At 70.6% G+C, this 16444-nt stretch carries 10 protein-coding genes; 3 read left to right on the top strand and 7 right to left on the bottom strand.

The genetic code is table 11. The features are described from left to right. Positions 1 to 266: 266 nt before the first annotated feature. Positions 267 to 584 carry a transposase gene (locus IOD14_RS23365; RefSeq protein ID WP_212671421.1) on the top strand — a complete coding sequence of 106 codons (318 nt, stop codon included), beginning with the start codon at positions 267 to 269 and terminating at the stop codon, positions 582 to 584. Positions 585 to 773: 189 nt separating this feature from the next. On the opposite strand, the gene IOD14_RS23360 is transcribed toward IOD14_RS23365, so the two are convergent. Beyond that, entirely contained in the window at positions 774 to 1805 is a 1032-nt protein-coding gene (locus IOD14_RS23360) for a saccharopine dehydrogenase NADP-binding domain-containing protein (RefSeq protein WP_212671420.1), read from the bottom strand. 101 nt (positions 1806 to 1906) lie between these two features. On the opposite strand from IOD14_RS23360, the gene IOD14_RS23355 reads away from it, so the two are divergent. Beyond that, the gene (locus IOD14_RS23355) at positions 1907 to 2905 is read left to right on the top strand and encodes a helix-turn-helix domain-containing protein (RefSeq protein WP_123986768.1); all 999 of its coding nucleotides are present in this window, start codon (positions 1907 to 1909) and stop codon (positions 2903 to 2905) included. A 34-nt stretch (positions 2906 to 2939) separates the two neighbouring features. Here IOD14_RS23355 and IOD14_RS23350 read toward each other — a convergent pair whose 3' ends face one another. Next, the gene (locus IOD14_RS23350; RefSeq protein WP_212671419.1) at positions 2940 to 6005 is read right to left on the bottom strand and encodes a glycoside hydrolase family 2 TIM barrel-domain containing protein; all 3066 of its coding nucleotides are present in this window, start codon (positions 6003 to 6005) and stop codon (positions 2940 to 2942) included. 188 nt (positions 6006 to 6193) lie between these two features. On the opposite strand from IOD14_RS23350, the gene IOD14_RS23345 reads away from it, so the two are divergent. Continuing rightward, on the top strand, positions 6194 to 7249 hold the full coding sequence (locus IOD14_RS23345; RefSeq protein WP_249126037.1) for a LacI family DNA-binding transcriptional regulator: 1056 nt from the start codon (positions 6194 to 6196) through the stop codon (positions 7247 to 7249). A gap of 40 nt (positions 7250 to 7289) precedes the next feature. On the opposite strand, the gene IOD14_RS23340 is transcribed toward IOD14_RS23345, so the two are convergent. The 5 genes from IOD14_RS23340 to IOD14_RS23320 form a co-directional block, all read right to left on the bottom strand. After that, positions 7290 to 9050: a cellulase family glycosylhydrolase gene (locus IOD14_RS23340; protein ID WP_212671417.1), complete on the bottom strand. Its 1761-nt coding sequence runs from the start codon at positions 9048 to 9050 to the stop codon at positions 7290 to 7292. 81 nt (positions 9051 to 9131) lie between these two features. Then, the gene (locus IOD14_RS23335; protein ID WP_212671416.1) at positions 9132 to 10634 is read right to left on the bottom strand and encodes a glycoside hydrolase family 43 protein; all 1503 of its coding nucleotides are present in this window, start codon (positions 10632 to 10634) and stop codon (positions 9132 to 9134) included. Between the two features lie 18 nt (positions 10635 to 10652). Beyond that, positions 10653 to 12788: an alpha-galactosidase gene (locus tag IOD14_RS23330; protein WP_212671415.1), complete on the bottom strand. Its 2136-nt coding sequence runs from the start codon at positions 12786 to 12788 to the stop codon at positions 10653 to 10655. Between the two features lie 256 nt (positions 12789 to 13044). After that, positions 13045 to 13353 (bottom strand): hypothetical protein, encoded by a 309-nt coding sequence (locus tag IOD14_RS23325; RefSeq protein WP_123986762.1) that lies wholly within the window; start codon positions 13351 to 13353, stop codon positions 13045 to 13047. A 104-nt stretch (positions 13354 to 13457) separates the two neighbouring features. Beyond that, positions 13458 to 16349, bottom strand: coding sequence for an RICIN domain-containing protein (locus IOD14_RS23320; protein ID WP_212671414.1), 2892 nt, complete (start codon positions 16347 to 16349; stop codon positions 13458 to 13460). Positions 16350 to 16444 lie beyond the last annotated feature (95 nt).

Below are 16444 nucleotides of genomic sequence, written 5' to 3'. Positions count from 1 at the left end.
CGTACGTGCCGCGAGCCTGCTCGGCCTGGTCGTAGTCGAGTTTCAGTACGCGCACCCTGTCGCCGAGTTCAGTGGAGACCTCCTCCAGCGGCACGGTGCGCCGGCCACGGCTCCCGGCCCCCGGCAGGAGGTCTCGGACGAGCTCGCCCAAGGCACAGGCGAAAGCCGTGCCACGCGGGAGCGGAACGGGCACCTCGGTGCGATGCCGGACCATGACGCGTTCATGGGAGTCAGGAGTGTGAGTGTTCACGATGCCGACGTTATGAATGCATGCCCGCCGCTGGATCAGCCGTTGTGTGATGCACAGCTCTCGCGGCTTCCGCGCCCGCCTGTGCAGACGCGGCATCGCGCACACCATTCCGGAGAAGACCGACCAGCAGCGACGCCGTCACGACCGGGGTCGGCGCGGAGGGCGGCCACCGGCATTCGACCCGCGAATCCATCGGCGGCGCAACATCGTCGAGCGATGCTTCAACCAACTCAAGAACTTCCGCGGAATCGCCACCGGATACGACAAGACCGCCACCTCCTACGAGGCAGCGGTCAGTCGCGCGTCATTCCTGCTCTGGGCAAGATCCGTTTGAGAACGGAATCTGGTACCGCGGTACTGCTCCCCGTCCTCCGCGCAGCCCGCCAACCGGTGACGCCCTGACCGACGAGAGGGCGATCAGCACGCCGCCGGCGATGCCGCGCAACTGCGGTTCGGTCTCGGGGATGTCCTTGGGCCCCTGGCCCCGAGGAGGCAGGGGCCCGATGGGCCTTGGCGCCTGCCGTTACGGAGCCGGCTCCAGGGAGATGTGCGGGGACAGCGCGCGGAGGAAGTCGGGTGCGTCGAACATCTCGCCGGCTGAGGCGACGCCGACCGTCCTGGTCCGGCCCGTGAGGAGGCGGTGGACCGCTTCGACCGCGAGGGGTGCGGTGACGGCGTAGATGTCCTGGCCGCCGGCCACTGCGCGCCGTTCGGTGCCGCCCCGGCGTACGACGACGTCGACGAGGAAGGTCTGTGCGGACCGCCCCTGCTCGTCGACCGCAGTGGGGGTCGGCGAGTCCGGGGACGCCACGCCGGTGGCCGCTTCGGTGGTCATGTAGGTGCGTACTTCGGGGATGGACAGGTGGCTGGGGATGGTGACGACGTCGGCCATGGTGAACTCGCCGATGACGGCCCGCTGCCCCACCGGGTCCGGGAAGGACCACCGCAGGGTGGGCAGGTCGTCGCTGTGGTACTCCAGTTGCCCCTTCGTGAAGCGGACACGGCGGCCGTTTCGCCGTTCGGCGGAGACCTTGCCCGCTGCGCGTGTTCCGTCCGTCGGCGCCCAGTGGTCGAGGCCGTACGCGATGTGTGCCTCGTCGGCCTCGGTCCAGTCGCCCATCGCCGCAGTGGCGAGCAGGTCGCCGAGGCCGCCGTAGAAGGCCATCGCGGGGACGATCGCCGTCCCCGCGTCACGGGCCCGGTCAGTGAACTGCGTGAACGTATCGGCGTTGGCCTCGATCTCGGCCGCCACGTCGACGTAGGGGATGCCGGCCCGCAGGGCCGCCTCGATCACCGGGGCGGCCGTCGTGGCGAAGGGGCCGGCGGCGTTGATGACGGCTGCCGCACCGGCCAGTGCGTGATCGAGCGAGGCCGGGTCGTCGACCGAGGCAGGGCGGACCTCGAGGCCGGGGTACCCGTCGGCCAGCGCCTTGAGCTTGTGGGCGTCGCGCCCGGACAGGACCGGCACGAATCCGCGCTCCTGCAGGTGTGCCACCACGAACCGGCCGGTGTGCCCGTACGCCCCGTACACCGTCACCGTGTGCCCCGTTGCCATGACTTCTCCCTGTGCTGGAACCGATCGACCACGACGATCCTGGCGTGGTGGAAGGCCGAACCGTGAGTGTCTGGAACGACATCTCCCATACAATTACGGACATGAGATCTGTCGCGCTGGCCGTCACCGACGGGATGCTCCACTTCGAACTGTCCGTGGCCCACGAGGTCTTCGGTTCGGCACCGGACGCAGTCACCGTCCCCTGGTACGACATCTCGGTCTGCGGGCCGGGCCCGGTGCGGTTCGGCCGGTTCCGGCTGGAGCCCGACCACGGCCTTGACCGGCTCCGAGGCGCCGACACCGTGATCGTCCCGGGCTGGGCAGACATCGACGTGGCCCCGCCCGCCGAACTGGTGGAGGCGGTACGCGCGGCCCACGACGCGGGCGCCCGCGTGGTCTCCCTGTGCACGGGTGCCTTCGTGCTGGCCGCCGCGGGCCTGCTGAACGGCAGGCGGGCCACCACCCATTGGGCGCACACCGACGTCCTGGCCTCCCGCTACCCCGACGTGGACGTCGATCCGGACGTCCTCTACGTGGACAACGGCAGCGTGCTCACCTCCGCGGGCAAGGCCGCCGCGCTCGACCTGTGCCTGCACCTCGTCCGCCTCGACCACGGCTCGTCGATCGCCAACGCGGTCGCCCGCCGCCTCGTCGTACCACCGCACCGGGCGGGCGGCCAGGCCCAGTTCGTCACCTCCCCGGTACCCACCCAGGACGACCACCCGCTCGCGGCCCTGCTCCCGTGGATCATCGAACGGCTCGACCAGCCGCTGACCGTGGAGGACCTGGCCCGGCACGCCCGGATGAGCTCACGCCACCTGGGCCGCCACTTCCACGCGGCGACCGGGACCACCCCTCTGCAGTGGCTGCTGACCCAACGGATCCGCCACGCCCAGGAACTGCTGGAGAAGACCGACGAGAGCATCGACAGCATCGCGGCGGCCACGGGCATGGGCACGGCCACGACCCTGCGTCGGCACTTCAACCGCACCCTCGGCGTCCCTCCGGACGCCTACCGTCGCACCTTCCGCACCCGGACCCGTCTTCCCCTTCCGGACTCGGCCAACGGCCAGGCAGCACACGGTGGTTCAGGGTATTGAGACAGCAACGGCGGTGCGCACGGCTTCGGGTGGCTCACCGCCGTCCCGGCCTGGTCGGACTGGGCAGGGCCGTGAGGACGAACGTGAAGTCCGCGGGGCGTACTTCGAGCCGGTACTCGGGCAGGACACCCGGACCGACAGCGCCGGAGCCGAGGCCGTGGACGACGTGGTCGGTGTGCAGGTGGACGGTGGGGCCCGCCGCCAGGTCGGTCTGGTGGCGTGCCTCGGCCAGCTGCCGGTCGGTCCACCTGCGGGCGGCCAGGTTGAACAGTTCGGCGCCCTCGATGCGCAGACCCGCGCCCGTGCCGTCGACGATCTCGGCCCAGCGCACGTCGGCGCGGTTGCCGTTGTCCTGCGGGCGGACGTACGGCGTCTGCAGTTCGTCGACGCTCGCATGGAAGAGGCCGATCCGGGCCGCCTGCCGGGAGTCGGGGTAGGCCTCTCCGGGACCGGCGCCGAACCAACTGACCCGGGACCACTCCCCGGGCAGCTCCCAGTGCAGACCGATACGGGCCAGGGAGGGCGCCTTGTCCCGCCGGACCAGCTCCGCGTGCTCCTGCGGCGGCAGGTCGGCCGCCACCATCGCCTCGCCGAAGTGGTCGTCCCGCTCCGGCCAGTGGCCGAACGGTTCCGTGCGGACGCGCACCCGCAGGCGCTGTCCGTCCGTCTCCCAGCGGTACGTGGTGAGATACCCCCGGTCCGTGCCGGAGGCGCCGCTGCGCACCACCACGGTGAGTCCCTCCGCGTCCGGGGCGACGGAGACGGCCCGGTGGCGCAGCCGCTGCAGGCCGCATTCCTCCCAGTACTTGGCGTCGCGCTGGGCCCAGGCACGGTCGTTGTCGGTCGGCGCGCGCCACAGGGACAGCCGCGGACCGTCGAACGCGTGGCACCCGATTCCGAGCAGACGACCCGTCGTCCGGTCGAAACGAGCCGGCCCGAGCGCGAGGCGAGTGCCTGATGTCTCGATGGCCGGGAGCCCGGTGCCCAGCGTGGGGGCCGATGGGCTCCCGGGGGACGGCAAGGGCACCTGACCCCAGGCCACCACATGCCCCTCGGGCGCCCATACGGCGGCCCGGGCCAGCTCCGCCCGCACGGTCAGCCGGCGCTCGCCCCTGCCAGTGCCCGCCCCGAGCGGCGGGAGCGGTATCTGCGCCTGCTGCCCCGCGCCGAGGTCCGGCGTGGCGAGGGTGCCCTGCTCCACCACGGCCCCGTCCAGGGAGAGCGACCAGGTGAACCGCAGATGCGACAGGTCCACCACGTCGTGGCGGTTGTGCACGAGGATGTGCCCGGGGGCGCTGCCGGGGCCGATGACGACGGGCGCGATGACCTTCTGGTACTCCAGCAGGCCCGGTGAGGGAGTTCCGTCGGGGAGGACCAGCCCGTCGCAGATGAAGTTGCCGTCGTGCACCTCCTCCCCGAAGTCGCCGCCGTAGGCGAAGAACGTACGGCCCTCGGCGTCGGTGGTGCGCAGGCCCTGGTCCCGCCACTCCCACACGAAGCCGCCCTGGACGCGCGGGTACCGGTCGCACAGCCGCATGTACTCGGCCAGTCCACCGGGGCCGTTGCCCATGGCGTGGGCGAACTCGGTGTAGAGGAACGGCATTCGGTTGCGGGGATCCTCGGAGGGGTCGCCTTCGCCGTCCGTGGCCGGGTAGAACTTCTCGCCGGGCCGCAGCAGACCCTGACCGATCCGGCTCACGGTGGCCGGCGTGCGGTACATCTCGCCGTAGAGGTCGACGTAGCGGGCCAGTCGGTCGCCCTCGTAGTGGATCGGGCGGGACGGGTCACGCTCGCGGATCCAGGCGGCCATGGCCTCCAGGTTGCGGCCGTCGCCCGCCTCGTTGCCCAGCGACCAGGAGATGACACAGGCGTGGTTCTTGTCCCGCTCCACGGTCCGCTCCGTGCGGTCCAGACACGCCTCGCGCCATCGCGGGTCGTCGGACGGGTTGTCCTGCCAGGGCTCGGGCTTCGTCATCTCGAAGCCGTGGGTCTCCAGGTCGCATTCGAGCATGACCCACAGGCCGTACTCGTCGCACAGGTCGAGGAAGGCGGGGTGGGGCGGGTAGTGCGAGGTGCGCACGGCGTTGATGTTGTGCCGCTTCATCGACTCCACGTCGCGGCGCATGTCGTCGAGGGTGACGGCCCGGGCCCTGTCGGGGTGGAACTCGTGCCGGTTGACGCCGCGCAGCACCACACGACGGCCGTTGACGGTCAGCACGCCCGAGTCGGTGACGGAGACCGTGCGGAAGCCGATGCGGAGTCGGACCTCTTCGGCGGGCGTGGCGATCACGGCGTCGTAGAGGTGGGGATCCTCCGCGCTCCACGGCCGGACCTCGTCGAAGGTGAACTCCTGGGCCACGGTGGCATCGCGGACCCCGAGCGCGGGGATGCCGATCGTCGCCTCCGCCTCCGCCTCCGCGCCCGTCTCCGTGTCGACGTCGAACCGGAGTCGGCCGGCTCCGCTCGCCGCGTCGTAGTCCGCGTGCACGAACACGTCCCGGATGCCGCCGACCGGTCGGGACAGCAGGGCCACGTCACGGAAGATGCCCGCCAGTCGCCAGGTGTCCTGGTCCTCCAGGTACGTGCCCGACGAGTACTGGTGAACCCGGACCGCCAGGACGTTGCGGCCGGGACGCAGTGCCTCGGTCACGTCGAACTCCGAGGCCAGGCGGCTGCCGCGGGTCACTCCCAGTTCCCGGCCGTTCAGCCACACCCGTGCGCACGACTCGACGCCCTCGAAACGCACCACCGCGGGGGAGGCCGTCCAGAACGGCGGCAGGTCGAAGGTCCGCCGGTAGTCGCCGGTCGGGTTCTCGTCCGGCACATACGGCGGGTCCAGCGGGATGGGATACGCGATGTTCAGGTAGACGGGCCTGCCGTAGCCGTGCAACTGCCACTGGGAGGGGACGGGCAGCCGGTCCCAGTCCCCGTCGTGGAAACCGGGCGTCTCGAAGCCGTCCGTCTCGTCGAGCCCGGTGGCCGAGAACCGGAAGGCCCAGTCGCCGCCCAGATCGAGCCGGGGAGCGTCGGTCGCCAGTGCGGCGCGCGGTGGCTTCCTGCCGTGACCGGGCGAGAACTCCTCGAAGTAGCGCGGGGACATACAGCTCCTCTGTGCGACGAAAGTATCGAAGGGGAAGGCGCTCTCACAGGGGCGGTGCGGGATCTGCCCACCTGCGAATTTGCTGGTCAGGCATGGATTCGGGGCATCGACCGGTGTTCCCGCGAAGTGCGAAACCCGCGGGTATGCTTTCGTGGGCGTTCGACTGGCGAGGGGATGGGCGGAGGACCGTGCCGGACAACCGATCAGACGTTCCTGCGACGGGCGAGGCGGAAGAACGGAAGACGAGCGGTGGAGGGCCGGCGACGGTCACCATCGCGTACATCGCCGAGTCCGCCGGTGTCTCCGTCCCCACGGTGTCGAAGGTGCTCAACGGCCGGTCCGGAGTGTCGGACGAGACCCGGTCGCGTGTCGAGGAGCTGATCCTCCGGTACGGATACCGCAAGCCGCCGAAGAACCGCAGCAACCTCGTGGAGTTGGTGTTCCGCGAACTGGAGAGCATGTGGGCCGTGGAGATCATCCGCGGTGTCGAGCGGGCCGCCCGCAGGAACAAGGTCAGTGTCCTGGTGTCGGAGTTCGGTCTTCAGGACGCGCCGGCCAGGACCATCGACGACACCGTGGAGCGGCGCCCGCGGTGCGTGCTGTCGGTTGCCTGGCTGTCGGAGGAGGAGCGGGACCAACTGCAGGCGAAGGGGATCCCGTTCGTCGTCTTCGACCCGAACCGGGAGCTGCCCGACGGTGTGCCGTTCGTCGGTGCCACCAACTTCCGGGGCGGCCAGGCCGCGACCCGGCATCTCATCGAACTCGGCCACCGTCGCATCGGATTGATCACCGGGCCGGATCACCCTTTCTGTCTCGCGCGGACGGCCGGCTACTGCTCGGCGCTGATCGAGGCGGGTCTGCCGGTGGAGCCGGACCTCATGGTCAAGACGCTCCTCACCCGGGAGGACGGCTGCGCCGCGGCGCGCGACCTGCTGTCACGGCCCGATCGGCCGACCGCGGTGTTCACCGCCAACGACATGCAGGCCCTCGGCGTCTACCGGGCCGCCCGGGAACTGGGACTGCGTGTCCCGGACGACCTGAGCGTGGTCGGCTTCGACGACCTACCGGCCGTGGCCTGGGCGGATCCGCCGCTGACCACGGTCCACCAGCCCCTCGCCGACATGGCGGTGGCCGCCACCGAACTGGCTCTGGCACTGGGCCGCGGCGACGACGTACCTCAGGTGGGCCTGGAGATCGCCACCAGCCTCACCGTCCGCGAGAGCACGGCCCCGCCGAAGGGCTGAGCGCGCCCCGGGTGCCACGGCGGCACCCGGGGCGGCCCGATCAGACGACGGTGCCGGTCACCGAACCTCCGCTCCTGGTCACGCGGTAGGTCACCGTGGCGCCGCTCCAGAAGTGGAAGACCAACGTGGCCTGTGCGTTGTCCCGCAGCGAGTTGAGGAAGTCGGAGGTGAGCAGGAGCCCGTTGCCGGCGTAGTCAGGCCGGAAGGACACGTTGAACTCCTGGTAGGGACTCCAGTTGACCGGGCCGGCGTTGGTACCGTCGGCATAGGTGGCCTCCATGGTCGCCAGCTGGTCCCCGCGGTACTGGGTGGGGACGGTGAGCCCGCTGGTGGAGCCGTTCGCGTCGGAGAGCTGCGGCCTGTCGTACGTGGTCACGTAGATCTGCCAGGGCCGTCCGCCGGAGAACCGGGCCTCGATCGTCGCGTTGACGCCGTAGGCACGGTTGCCCGCCAGTCTGGTGAGGGCGGACGCCGTCAGGGTGAGCTGGGTGCCGGAGACGGTGTAGTCCCGGCCCTGGGCGAGACGGGTGCTGCCCTGCCAAAGGCCTTGGAGCGTCAGGCCGTTGGGGTTGAGGGTGAGCGTCCTGGCGGTGATCGTGCCGGACTTGGCCAGGAAGATCCGGTCCGAGGAGGCGGTGCCCGAGCGGGTGGTCCAGCTGGACTTGACCGCGGCGAACAGCGCGGGGTCGCTCCACTGGAGCGTCGTGCGGTTGAGGAAGGCGAAGGTTCCGGGGTCCCACAGGGCCGTGGTCACTCCGGCGGCGCGGGCGTCGTGGCCGAACTGCTCGAAGTACTTCAGCGCCTCGCCACGCTCGATCCGGGAGGGGTGGTTGGAGTCGGGGTAGGCAAGCAGGCCGTACTCACCGAGGTAGACGGGGATGCCCTTGGAGGTGAAGGTGGCGCGGACCCTGGCGAAGTGGTCGCTCATGTCCTTCTGCGAGGTGGCGTCGAACTGTGTGCCGCCGGCCACGTTCACGCTGAACGGGTAGTAGCCGTAATAGTGCACGGTGGCCACGAGGTTGCTGTCGCCCAGTGACTTCATCTGGGCGGACAGGGCGTCCAGGAGGACCTGGCCGGAGTTGGTGTGCAGCGTGGGCAGGACGAGCAGCCGGGTCGCGTTGGTGCCGCCGGACTGACGTACGACGGTGTGGAACGCGTTGTTGAGTTCGTCGTTGTACTGGATGCCCTGGGCGTCGGTGGTGTTGTTGAACTGCGGCTCGTTGTTGCTCTCGAGGAGCAGGGACCGCGGGGAGTCCTTGAACTTGGCGGCGATCTGGGTCCAGGTGGCCTTGAAGCGGGCCAGCACGCCGTCGTGGTCGGTGGGCATGGTGGAGATCCACTGCCACGAGTCGTGGTGGACGTTGAGCACGACGTACAGCCCGTCGGCCAGAGCCCAGTCGACCACCTGCTTGACGCGGTTCATCCATGTCGCGTCGATCGTGTAGGGAGCCGAGGCGGACTGGTGGCCGTTCCAGGTGACGGGGATGCGGACGCTGCGGAAGCCCTGGGCCTTGATGGTGTCGAACAGGGCTTTGGTGGCCTGCGGGTTGCCCCAGGACGTCTCGTCGGGGATGGCGTCCAGGGTGTTGCCCAGGTTCCAGCTGGGCTGCATCGCCGCCACCGTGTCCATCGGGCTCGCGGCCTGCAGGGGGAGCCGTATCGGGAGCGAGCCCTCGCGGGCGGGTGCGGCGAAGGCCGCGGTGCTGGTCACCCCGATCATGGTGACCAGCACCAGCAGCAGTCCGAGCGGGCGGCCGGGACCGCGTCTGCTGCGGCCGGTGAGGTGGTGCGTTCCCTTCATGGGTGACCCTTCTCTGTCGGCCGGGCGGGGCATCCGCCCGTGGGGGGAGGTGCGTTCAGAAGGTCGGGGGAGGGTGTCGGATCAGTGACCGAGGGGCTCGTAGTCGAGCCAGTCGAAGTGGACGGTCCCGGTCGCGGCGTACATGCCGATGACCCGGCCGGTGAAGCCGCCGGCCACCTCGGTCGACAGGTAGCGGCCGTCCAGGGAGCCGAGTTCGGCGAAGGTGCCGTCCGGTTCCTCGACGCCGAAGGCGAGCGTGTCGGGCCCGGTGCGGGGGCCTTGGGGCGGGGTGGGGGAGACGCGCACGCCCAGCACCACGGGACCGGCGGGCACGGACCGGGAGGCCACGACCGTGCGCAGGGGCCCCACACGGGCGAGCACCCGTACCTGGCCCTCGGACGCCTCGATCTCGTAGTGGTGCTCCTCGTCCAGACGGACGGCGAGCCCGCCGCGTCCCTGTTCCGGGTCGACCCGCGTGCGGGCCGTGCAGGCCAGGTGCTGCTGGCGGCGGCCGACGAACACGGCGTCCGGCTCGTCCAGGGAGCCGCCGCGGGCGCGCAGGGTCAGCCAGCCGGAGCGCTCCTTGGTGGAGCAGTGCTCCGGGGAGCGGTCGCGCGGGGAGACCCACTGCGGCCGCAGTTCGCCGAGGTCGAAGTCGTCCCGGACGGGCTCGGCCGGTCCGGGAACCAACGGCCAGGCAGGGAGGGGCAGTTCGGAAGGGACCTCGCCGACCACGGGCCAGCCGTCCACCCATTCCACCGGCGCCAGGAAGGTTTCCCTGCCCAGCACGTGCCAGCCCGGAGTGCCGCCTCGCGGCCGGACCGCCAGCAGCACCATCCACCAGGAGCCGTCGGGTGCCTGGACCAGGTCCGCGTGCCCGGTGTTCTGGATCGGGCGGTTGGTGCCCCGGTGGGTCAGCACCGGGTTGGACGGGCACGCCTCGAACGGACCGGTGGGAGAAGGCCCGCGGGCGATCGAGACCCCGTGGCCTCGCTCGGTGCCGCCCTCGGCGATGAGCAGGTACCAGTACGCGCCGACGCGGTACAGGTGCGGTGCCTCCGGGGCCATCGCGCCGGGGGTGCCGGACCAGATTTTCCGCGGCTCTTCGAGCGTCTCCCCGGTGGAGGGGTCGAGGCGGACCTGGGAGACCCCCGCGACCGTGCACCAGCAGGTGCCGTCCTCGTCCCAGGCGAGGTCCGGGTCGATGCCGGGGACACCGGGCAGCCGTATCGGATCGGACCAGGGGCCCGCGGGGTCGGTGGCCGTGAAGAGCATGTTGCCGTCGCTGCTGACGTTGGTGACGATCAGCCAGAACCGGCCGTCGTGATGGCGCAGCGTGGGCGCGTAGATGCCCCCCGAGGAGCGCGAGTCCAGTGGCAGCCGCAACTGTTCGGGACGGTCCAGGGCGTTGCCGATCTGCGTCCAGTGCACCAGGTCGCGGCTGTGGAAGACCGGGATGCCGGGGAAGTACTCGAAGCTGGAACAGACGAGGTAGTAGTCGTCGCCCACGCGGCAGACGCTCGGATCCGGGTGGAAGCCGGGGATCACGGGGTTGAGCACGGCGTCTTCCCGATGTTCTGACACTTGATCAAATCCTGTTCTTCAGCGGCTTGCAGCCGTGTGGACGAGACGGAGCAGCACCGCGGACGGAGCCGTGGGCAGCGTCAGCGTGAGGGCGGCGGTGTCGGGGTTCCAGGTGGCTTCGGCCCGGCTCGCGGCGGGATACAGCACCTCGGCGCGGGTCGTACGGCTTCGGAGGTGCGGCAGGGGGAGAGCAGTGGTGGTCTCCGCGCCGGGGCGGCGCCATACGGTGAGGTAGGTGGTGGCGGGGGCGTGCAGGGCCAGGGCGAGCCATGGGTCGTCCCACGCCGGCAGGCCGAGCGGCCAGGCGGGCACGGCCCGGGCGAGGTCGGCGCGGATGGCCTTGTAGGTGCTGACGGCCTCGTGGACCAGGGCGCGGGCGTCGGGGCCGAGGTCGGGCAGCGGACCGGAGAGATGGATACGGCCGAGGAGGGCGTTGGCCATGGTGAACGCCACCTCGTCCGGGGAGTCGGTGGGCAGCGGGTAGGACCAGACGGCCCCCTGTTCCGGGGTGACGGCGGTGGGCGCGGACGCGGCGATGGGGGCGTACAGCTGGAGGTTCTGCTGGTCGCTGGTGGACTGCAGCTGGAGCCGTGACAGCAACGCGTAGTCCCAGCGCATGCCGCCGGAGGAGCAGTTCTCCACCACCAGGTGCGGATGGCGGTCCAGGATGCCGTCGATCCAGTCGAGGTGCGCCCGGTTGTGGCCGAGCAGACCGGCGCCGGGGGTCTCGCCGGGGTGGGCGCTGGTGCCGGAGCCGGGGTCGATGTTGTGGTCGAGCTTGAGGTAGCCGATGCCCCAGTCGCCGACCAGTCGGTCCACGACCTGGTCCAGGTGGGCGCGAGCCGCCGGGTGGCGCAGGTCCAGGTGGTGCCGGCCGGTCTCCGTGACGCGGACGCCGTCACGGCGGAAGAACGCCTGGTCGGGCAGGGACTCGGCCATGGGGCTGCGGACGCCGATCACCTCCGGCTCCAGCCACAGGCCGGGCACCATGCCGCGGTCCCGGATCCGGTCCAGCACCTCGTGGATGCCGCGCTCGCCGGGGAAGCGTGCGGCGGCGGGCTCCCAGGCGCCCACGCTGTCCCACCAGCCGCCGTTCTCGCCGTCGTACCAGCCGGCGTCGATGACGAAGTACTCCGCGCCCGCCTCGGCCGCCGCGTCGACCAGGGGCAGCAGCTTGTCCGTGCTGGGGTCGCCCATCAGGCAGTTCATGTAGTCGTTGAAGACGACGGGAAGCCGCTCGTGGTCCGGGTGCGGACGGCGGATCGCACGCCGGTAGCGGGTGAGCGCGGCGAACGCCTCGTCCGGGCCGCCGTCCTCGCTGAAGGCGAGAGCGACCGGCACGGTGGCGAACTCCGCGCCTGGCGCGAGCGGTTGCCGCCAGCCGTGATGGGTGTCGGTGGGGCCGAACATGGCCAGGTAGGCCAGCCGGTCGCGCTCTCCGCACTCCCAGTGCCAGCCACCGCCGTTGTGCTCGATCTGCCACAGCCAGGTGCGCCCGAGGCGCCGGTCCGTCAGGCCGCCCATGGGCAGCCGGCCGCAGCTGGACCACACGCCCCGGCCGGTCAGCGTGAACTCACCCTTGCCGTTGTCGTAGACGACGGAGCCGCCGAGGGCCGGCGAGGTCTCCCGCATCGGCCGACGCTGCCAGCGGCACTCGGCGACCCAGTCGTTCTCGGCCCACAGCAGGTTTGCCGCGTCGATCGACTCGGGCCCTTCGGCCAGGCAGCCCACGACGAGGGAGGAGACCGACTCCAGATGGAGGACCGACTCGCCGTCGTTGCGCAGGAGCACCTCGGAGCGCAGTACGGGCTCCCCGTCCGGCGAGCTGTAGGTGACCTCCGCGACGAGACCCGTCTCGGGGTCGTGGAGTTCGACGCAGAGCCGGTGCCGGTCGCCGTCCTGGCTCACCCGGTGCCCGCGGTGGCGCAGGCGTCCGCCGAGTGAGGTGTCGATCAGGCGGCCGCCGGACCAGGCGCGCCCTTGGCCCGCGGCGGTCACCTCGACCAGGGGCAGCGGGGGCCAGTTGCGCCGCTCGTGGGACGCGCCGCCGGGCAGGCCGATCCGTGTGAGGCGAGGGACGCCGTCGTCGCCGACGCCGATCTCGACCTCCAGGGCCCGGTGGCCCCAACGGAGCGTCTGCGGTGCGTTGGTCATGGCTGCGGGCCTTCCCGGTCGTGGCGTCGAAGCGCTTCACTCGCCCGGGAACGTTAATGACAGGTTTCTCGCGAAACAAGAGACGTAACTCTAGGAAAGTTTCTTTTTCTCGCGTTATTGACAGTCGATCGACCCGGTGGGACCGTCGAAGCGCTTCAACACACCACTGCGCGAACCGTGCTGGGCCGGACATGCGTGTGGCGCCACCCATCCGTGGAAACGGGACGGGCAGCGCCACACGTTGGAACAGGAAGACTTAGCCGGGGAACGGCTTGCTGGCGTCGTCCTCGGCCTTGATGCACGCGTCGAGCTTCTTCTGGATGGCGGCCGCGTCGCTCAGCGCCTTCCTGGCCGCCGCGGTCTCGCCCAGCTGCTTCAGCTTCGCGGCCTTGGCCTTGAGGTCGGCGATCTGCTGGCGCATCTGGCTCTTGTTGCAGGTGATGGCGGCCTTCACCGACACCTCGCCCCGCTCGGCCGACGTGGCGGCGTGAGCGGGCACCGAGGTGATGAAGAGGCCGCCGACGATGGCCGCGGAGACGGCCAGCGCGGAAAAGCGCTTGGTCATGAGTTGTTCCCCCAGATAGGGCTTGCATTGGTCGGAGTGGATCTTACTGAACTCTTGAAACCCACCAGTAACCGCACCCCCAACACAGCCCGCCGCTGGTGGTGTCACACTCCGACGATCTGCCACTCCTGGTTCGTCCCGGACCCGACGGCCTGCTGGATGACCCGGGCGCCGTCGGCCGTCGAGCCGCCGTCGACGTCCACGCACCACGAGCTGTTGCGGACGTTGACGACGCGGTGGAAGCCGCCGCCCGCGTCGACCAGCCTCCACCACTGGTTGTCGCTGCCCGCGTCATGCCACTGGATGAGCTGGGCGCCCTGGGCGCTGTCGCCGGGGCTGTCGAGAACGCGGCCGCTGTGCCGCGCCCGCAGACGGAAGGAGCCGTCCGCGTTGGGCAGGAACTGCCACTGCTGGTTGGCGGAGCCGGACGAGGTGTACTGGATGACCTTCGCGCCGTCGGCAGTGCCTCCGGCCGACACGTCGAGGACCTTGCCGCTGCGCCGGTTGACCAGCTTGAACCAGGCGCTGAGCAGCGAGACGGTGATGTCGATGCGCTGCCCGGCCACCAGTGCCACCTCGCGGGCGTGTGTGCCCAGAGGAGAGGAGGCCACCGTCGCGGAGGTCGTCACCGAGGTCATGCCGCGTCGGCTGACGAGGGTGACGGTCTGGTCGATCGCCGAGGTGAGGGAGAGGGTGGCGGTGCGGGCGGTCAGGTCCCAGCTGAAGGTGTGGATCCGGATCCGGCCGCGGGTGCGTACGCCGGTGATGGTGCCCTTGGCGAGTTGGTCGGGCAGAGCCGGCAGGACCTCCAGCACTCCGGGCCGGGAGTAGACCAGGGCCTCCGCGAGCACACCCGGCAAGGCGTGCGCGGCGTCCGCGTTGTAGATGTCCAGGTCGGGATTGTGGGAGGTCATCAGCGACTTGAAGACCATGTTGTTGCCGATGATCTTCCTCAGGTTGTCGTAGACCTTGCCGCCGTCCTTGAGACGGGCCCCGGCCAGGGCGCGGTGGAGGCTGCCGTGGGCGGAGATGTTCTGGTCGCCGCGCTTTTCCAGGGCCTTGAGAGCCGGGCGGACGAGTGCGGGCTCGTCCTCGGGGTTGATCTCGTGCAACGGCCAGGCGCCGTACAGGTGTTGGATGTGCCGGTGATCGTAGTGGTCGCTCAGGGTGGGCCAGGACCATTCGGCGAGCGCGCCGTCGCTGTTGACGCGGTAGTCCGGCAGCTTGGCCAGCAACGCCGTCCAGCGCTCGACGCCCTGTCCGCTGCCCTGCTCCACGCCCAGGGCGTCGGCCGCATCGATGGCGGCCTGGAGGGCGTGTCTGCCGGCCATGATGTCGCCGGTGGCGTTGATCGACAGACAGACGCCGGTGTTGCCGGGCGCGTTCTCCATGGAGAAGGACGGCACGAAGACGGCCTTGCCGTTCGCGTCGGTCCGGGTCAGGAAGTCCTCGTAGAACAGGGCCAGTTCCATCAGGGCCGGCGCCAGCCTGGTGCGATGGAAGTCGCTGTCGCCGGTGACCTCGAAGTACTCCAGCATCGGGTACAGCAACCAGTCGGCGCCGCCGGTCCAGCACTGGCCAGGGAAAGAGCCGTTGTCGAAGTGGAGCATGTGGCCGTACTCGCCGTCGGTGCGGGACGGAGCGAGGAAGCCGCGGGCGCCGTAGAGGTTGGTGGCGTTGGTGCGCCAGTGGGCGAGCTGGCCGAGGATCAGGTCGAAGTAGCCCTCCATCACGTCGGTGGTGTCGAGGATGTTGGCCCCGGCGACCTGGAGGTTGATGTTGGCGTCGGTGGTGAAGTCGTCGGCCCAGGCGCCGTTCCAGGAGCCCGTCCAGATGCCGGTGAGGCGGGGCGGCAGGACTCCGCTGGAGCTGAGGAAGAGGTAGCGGCCCGAGTCGTAGAGGCGCTCGAGGAGGGCGAGGTCGATGACGCCCCGGTGCGCGTTCTGGCGGGCGATGAGTTCGCTGACGGACAGCTTGCGGTCGGCGTCGGGGACGTTCAGGTCGAGGCGGGAACGGTCGTACAGCTCGGTGTGGATCGCGGTGTGTGCCGAGCGCAGGGTGGCGTAGTCGGTGCCGAGCGCGGCCAGTCGGGCGTGCAGCGGCTCGGCGTTCCAGGCGGTGGAGGACTCGTAGCGGTCCAGCTTGGTCAGCAGGATCACCCTGGTCGCCCTGGCCACGACGATCGTGGAGCCGTTGACGGTGACCGAGGAGCCCGCCCCTGTCGCCACGACACGCGTGACGCCCTCGTAGCCGAAGGCGCCCTGCCCCGCGGGGTAGGTGCCGCGCAGGTTCAGGTAGCCGTCGCCGTCGCGCAGGGTGGCGAGGGTGGTGAAGCCGACGGTGGTGGGTACGCCGTCGAGCGCGGTGTTGATGCTCAGTGTGGTGTCGACGGTGCGCCCGGGTGCGGGGAGCAGCTCGTGGACGATGACGTTGTCGGCTCGGGAGACGAACGCGCGGCGTGTCCAGGTGCCGTACTGGTCGGTCCAGCTGGAGCCGACCTCACCGGTGCGGTAGTCCGTGGTCCGGACGTAGTTGTCGACCGTGGTCATGCCCGGAGTGCTGAGGCGCAGTTCATGGGCGGGGTGGTACGTCTGCGTCCAGCGCAGTGACCACCCGGAGGCGAAGTCCTTGTTGGCGCCGGCGTAGTCCCCGGCGAGCGCCTTGTCGCGTACGCCGTTCAGGCGGCCGGCGTGCACGGGTGGTTGCAGGTCGCGGGTGCCGTTCGGCAGCACCAGGCGGTGGTGATTGAGGACCACCTTCTCCAGCGCCGCCGCCCCGTGCAGGACGGCGCCGTGCTCACCGTTGCCGGTGAGGAAGCCGTCGGTCCAGGAGGCGGCGGGGGAGGTGTCGTGGATGCCGCGGTCGGGGAGCGTGACCTGCGGCGGGACCGCAGCCTCGGCCGTTCCCGCGAGGAGACCGCCGGGGAGGGCGGCCGCTGAGGCTGTCAACGCGGTGGCGGCGAGGAAGTGTCTGCGGTCCAGGGGAAGGTCCGACACCCGAACTCCTTGGTGTGCTGGCGGTGGTGGGGGCTGGGGGCCGCGCCGGGGAGGCGCGCGTGGGTGGGCGACAGGGGTGTGGAGGCGATCCGGGG

This window comes from Streptomyces sp. A2-16 (genome assembly GCF_018128905.1).
GTDB lineage: Bacteria > Actinomycetota > Actinomycetes > Streptomycetales > Streptomycetaceae > Streptomyces.
Note: the sequence above shows the minus strand (reverse complement) of the source record. Positions and strands in the feature narration are given on the sequence as shown.